Source organism: Cereibacter changlensis JA139, from assembly GCF_003034985.1.
Classification (GTDB): domain Bacteria; phylum Pseudomonadota; class Alphaproteobacteria; order Rhodobacterales; family Rhodobacteraceae; genus Cereibacter; species Cereibacter changlensis.
Window position 1 is genome coordinate 1 of sequence record NZ_PZKG01000226.1, and the last position, 3,975, is coordinate 3,975.

General features: G+C 69.6%; 5 protein-coding genes. All 5 read left to right on the plus strand.

The genetic code is table 11. The features are described 5' to 3' along the window. Window positions 1-93 precede the first annotated feature (93 nt). The 5 genes from C5F48_RS22265 to C5F48_RS22280 all read left to right on the plus strand — a co-directional run bounded on the left by C5F48_RS22265 (window position 94) and on the right by C5F48_RS22280 (window position 3,823). Window positions 94-720, plus strand: a complete 627-nt coding sequence (locus C5F48_RS22265; RefSeq protein WP_107665926.1) for a hypothetical protein — start codon at window positions 94-96, stop codon at window positions 718-720. Window positions 721-892: 172 nt separating this feature from the next. Then, window positions 893-1,066, plus strand: a complete 174-nt coding sequence (locus C5F48_RS25390) for a hypothetical protein (protein WP_181247753.1) — start codon at window positions 893-895, stop codon at window positions 1,064-1,066. A 172-nt stretch (window positions 1,067-1,238) separates the two neighbouring features. After that, a complete protein-coding gene (locus tag C5F48_RS22270; RefSeq protein ID WP_107665927.1) occupies window positions 1,239-1,853 on the plus strand; it encodes a hypothetical protein in 615 nt (204 codons plus the stop codon). Between the two features lie 153 nt (window positions 1,854-2,006). Next, on the plus strand, window positions 2,007-2,552 hold the full coding sequence (locus C5F48_RS22275) for a hypothetical protein (RefSeq protein WP_373454365.1): 546 nt from the start codon (window positions 2,007-2,009) through the stop codon (window positions 2,550-2,552). 464 nt (window positions 2,553-3,016) lie between these two features. Further along, window positions 3,017-3,823, plus strand: coding sequence for a DNA adenine methylase (locus tag C5F48_RS22280; RefSeq protein ID WP_107665929.1), 807 nt, complete (start codon window positions 3,017-3,019; stop codon window positions 3,821-3,823). Window positions 3,824-3,975: the final 152 nt, after the last annotated feature.

Below are 3,975 nucleotides of genomic sequence, written 5' to 3' on the forward strand. Positions count from 1 at the left end.
GGTGAAGACAGCGGCCCCCGGGTCTGCGCCGGTGACGGCCCAGCCCGGCAAATCTCCGGCCTCCGCCGCCGGCCCCAGCTGGAGGACCGCGGCATGAAGGAGGCTCTGCTCCGTCCGGTCGACAGCGACGCGCTCGACCAGTACCCGATCGCCGAGGACGAGGATCTGAAGGGCCACCGCTTCGTCATGTTCGACCACGACCGCTGGCTCAACAGCGACACCTTCCTGCGCATGTCGGCCGAATGCGGCTGGTTCTACCTGAACCTGATCTTCCTGTCGCAGAAGCAGCGGCCGATCGGCACGCTGCCCGACGACGACGAGCTCCTCGCCTCGCTGCTGCGCATCGACCTCGGCCGCTGGAAGGAGCTGCGGGCCCGGCAGATGGGCCCGTTGCACAAGTGGCGGCGGGTGAAGTGCGGCAACAAGATCCGCCTGGCGCATCCGGTGGTGACGAAGATCGCCGAGGAGACGGTGGAGAGCCGGATCCTGCGCGTCCAGAGCAACGAGGAGAAGGCGGTCTACCAGCGCCTGAAGCGGTTGCGCGAGGGGCTCCTGTTCCTCGGCTGCGACAAGTCGGTGGTGGCGGACGACGTGCTGGTGCAGCGGATCGACGGCTGGCTCACCGAGCACGCGCCGGGCAAGCGCACCCGGGCCTCCTACGAGCGCGCCCTGATGCATGCGGTGGCGCAGAAATGGATGCTGCGCGCGGTAAGCGCCTGATCTGAAACGGGATCAACTGTTCCGGGAACAGTTCCGAACTGTTCCGGAACGTTCTGGAACAGATCGGAACAGTTCCAGCCATAGGAGAGGAAAGGAAATGAAAGGAGATCTTGCGGCGCGGGAACGCAGCCGGCGAAGCGGCGGGGACGCCGGGCAGGCTGGGGAGGAAGGGATGAGGGACGGAGGGAGCGACAAGGTGAACGCGGGCAGGGAAAGGGCAGAGGATCATGCGGGCCGGGCGCTGCCGCGCGCCGCCTTCCCGCAGTTCCTGGCCGCGCTTGCCCATGTCGCGGCGCGCAATCGGGAGGCAGCAGCGGAGGCGGCGGCCGATAACCTGCTGATCTGAAACGACATCAACTGTTCCAGGAACAGTTCCGAACTGTTCCGGAACGTTCTGGAACAGATCGGAACAGTTCCAGCCATAGGAGAGGAAAGGAAATGAAAGGAGATCTTGCGGCGCGGGAACGGAGCCGGCGGCGCGGAAGGGACGCAGGGCAGGCTGGGGAAAGGGGCGAGGGATGAAGGACGGAAGCGACGAGACCGAAGGAGGCAAGGAAGGCCGGGCGCTGGTGCGCGAGGCCTTCCTGCAGCGGCTGGCCGGGGCGGGGCTGGTGCGGCCGAAGGGCATGGGCGAGGCGGCGCATGCCGAGGCGCTGACCCGGCTGGCGGGCTTCCTGAGCTACATGGGGCCCGACACGCTGGCGGTGCTGGCCGAACTGGTGCTCGACCATGCCGAGGGGCCGCGGCGCAATGTCTGGCCCTCGGAGGCGGTGATCCGCGGGCTGGCGCGCGGGCTGCAGGAGCGGCCGCTGATGGAGCACCCGATCGTCACCAGCTGGCTCGCCTCGATCGAGGGGCCGAAGGCCGAGCTCGGCGGCTACCTCGTCGAGCTCCTGCGCTTCCTGCGCCGGCATCCCCGGCCGCCCATGGCGATGGACCGCCGCAAGATCCTCGAGGAGGCGGCGGAGAACCAGCGCGGCCGCGAGCTGATGCTGGGCCGGGTCGAGCGCGGCACGGCGACGGCAGACGACCGGGCGGCGCTGGCCGCCTACGAGGAGGACCTGCGCCAGGCCCGCGACATCGTCGCCGCGGGACGGGCGAAGCGCGAGGCCGGCAAGGGGCAGGCGGCGTGACGGGAGGAAGGCGATGACGACAATGACGATGCGGAAAGCAGGATGCGGGCGGCGGTGAAGACGGCTGCGGATACGGCGACGATGAAGACGGCGGGAAAGGCGGAAGCGATGGCACTGGACATGAAGGTGGGCGGCACGATGGCGGCGACGGGCGTGGTGGGCAAGGCGGCGAAGAAGAAGCTGAAGGCGGCCGACCGGCTGGCGCTGGTGACGCTGAGCAGGGCTCCCTGGGATCTCGGCCCGCTGACCCCGCGCCAGATCGCCGGCAAGGTGATCGAGCCGGTCACGATCGTCGACCCGAAGACCGGCAAGGCCTCGAACCCCAATGGCGTGATCCGCACCCGGCGCGAGACCTGGGTCGAGCGCTACCTGCGCAAGGGCAAGCTCAGCGCCGCCCAGGCCAATGCCGCCGAGCAGCTGGCCGAGGCCGCCCAGGGCCGGCGCGGCCGCGACATGCTGGCCTCGATGGTGAAGGTGGACACCAGCGCCAGCGACTTCGACCCGGCCGTCGCCCATCTCGACCGCCGCCGCCGCTTCCACGCGATGTGGGCCGCGATCCCCGCGTCCTGCCGCCCGGCGGTCGAGCACGTGGTGCTGAACGACCACTCGCTGCGCAGCATGGCTGGCTGCAACAGCGGCAAGGCCGAAGCCCGCTACCTCGACCGCCTGCAGCGCGGGCTGGAGGCGCTGACGCGGTAACCGTCCATGAGCCTGATCCAGAACGAGTCTGGCTGGGGACTGGCAGGGGCGGCAGGGGCGCGACGGTCGTCGCCGAGCCTTGCTCGCCCCCGGCCGGAACCCCGCGGGTCCTTCCCGGGCGATCCCGTGGCGCGGGTCATTCGCACCCCGATGGTTGCGGCGCGCTTAACTCGGCGGAAAGCCTTAACCAGCCGTGACTTAACAAGAGGGCTGAGGCTTTACGATTGCGCTGGCCCGGATCGTGGCTGCCAGCGCGGATGCCCGCCACCGGGAAGGCAACCACTCCTCCACCTTGAGCACCGGCCGGGCGTTCGCGCCCGGTCCCGCCCCGGCAGGGGCCGGGCTGCGCCAACAGCCCGAACCACGCGGCTTAAACTTTCGAAATGACCGCGCCAGCCCGTCGAATGCTTCCAGGCCGCCTGCTCCCTCGCGAGGGCAGCGGCCTTCTGAAGCAGAATCACATCATGCAACAAGTGCGACCCGCTGTCCCAGTGGCCCCCTGGCTCGGGGGCAAGAAACGCCTCCATCCGCTCCTGATCGAGCGGATCGAGGCCATCCCCCATCGCAGCTACATCGAGCCCTTCGTCGGCATGGGCGGCGTCTTCCTGCGCCGCCGCATGCGGCCGCGGCTCGAGGTGATGAACGACCGCAATGGCGAGATCATCAACCTCTTCCGCATCCTGCAGCGCCACTACCCGCAGCTGAAGGAGGTGATGCGCTTCCAGATCTGCAGCCGGCGCGAGTTCGAGCGGCTGCGCGCCACCGATCCCGCCACGCTGACCGACCTCGAGCGGGCCGCCCGCTTCCTCTACCTGCAGCGCCTGGCCTTCAGCGGCAAGATCGACGGCGTCTTCGGCGTCGCGGCGACCCAAGCGGGGCGCTTCTCGCTCGCCCGCCTCGAACCGCTGCTCGACGCCGCGCATGAGCGGCTCGACGGCGTGGTCTTCGAGAGCCTGGATTGGGCCGAACTGATCCCGCGCTACGACACGCCCGAGGCGCTGTTCTACCTCGACCCGCCCTACTTCGGCGGCGAGGCCGACTACGGCCGCGGCCTCTTCGACCGCAGCCAGTACGCCCGAATGGCCGAGATTCTCGGTGCGCTGAAGGGAGCCTTCGTCCTGTCGATCAACGACGCCCCCGAGATCCGCGCGCTGTTCGCCGGCTTCCTCGTCGAGCCGGTGCGGCTGACCTATACGGTCAGCGCAGGGCAGGGGACCGAGGCGCAGGAGCTGGTGATCAGCAACCGCGAGGCGCTCGCGCGGCTGCTGTGACGCGCGGCAGGCCCGGCCGGCGCGAGGGCGCGGCCGGGTCTACCTAGCGATCTCCCGCTGCGGCAACTGGTCCCGCAACGTCTGCCGGCTTGGGCGTAAGCGATGGTTTCTCCCATCGGGATCCCTCTTGCCGTGGCTTCCGGCCGGTCCGG

Coding starts and splice junctions, on each gene's coding strand:
- C5F48_RS22265 (WP_107665926.1), top strand. CDS start 94: ATGAAGGAGGCTCTGCTCCGTCCGGTCGACAGCGACGCGCTCGACCAG.
- C5F48_RS22270 (WP_107665927.1), top strand. CDS start 1,239: ATGAAGGACGGAAGCGACGAGACCGAAGGAGGCAAGGAAGGCCGGGCG.
- C5F48_RS25390 (WP_181247753.1), top strand. CDS start 893: ATGAGGGACGGAGGGAGCGACAAGGTGAACGCGGGCAGGGAAAGGGCA.
- C5F48_RS22280 (WP_107665929.1), top strand. CDS start 3,017: ATGCAACAAGTGCGACCCGCTGTCCCAGTGGCCCCCTGGCTCGGGGGC.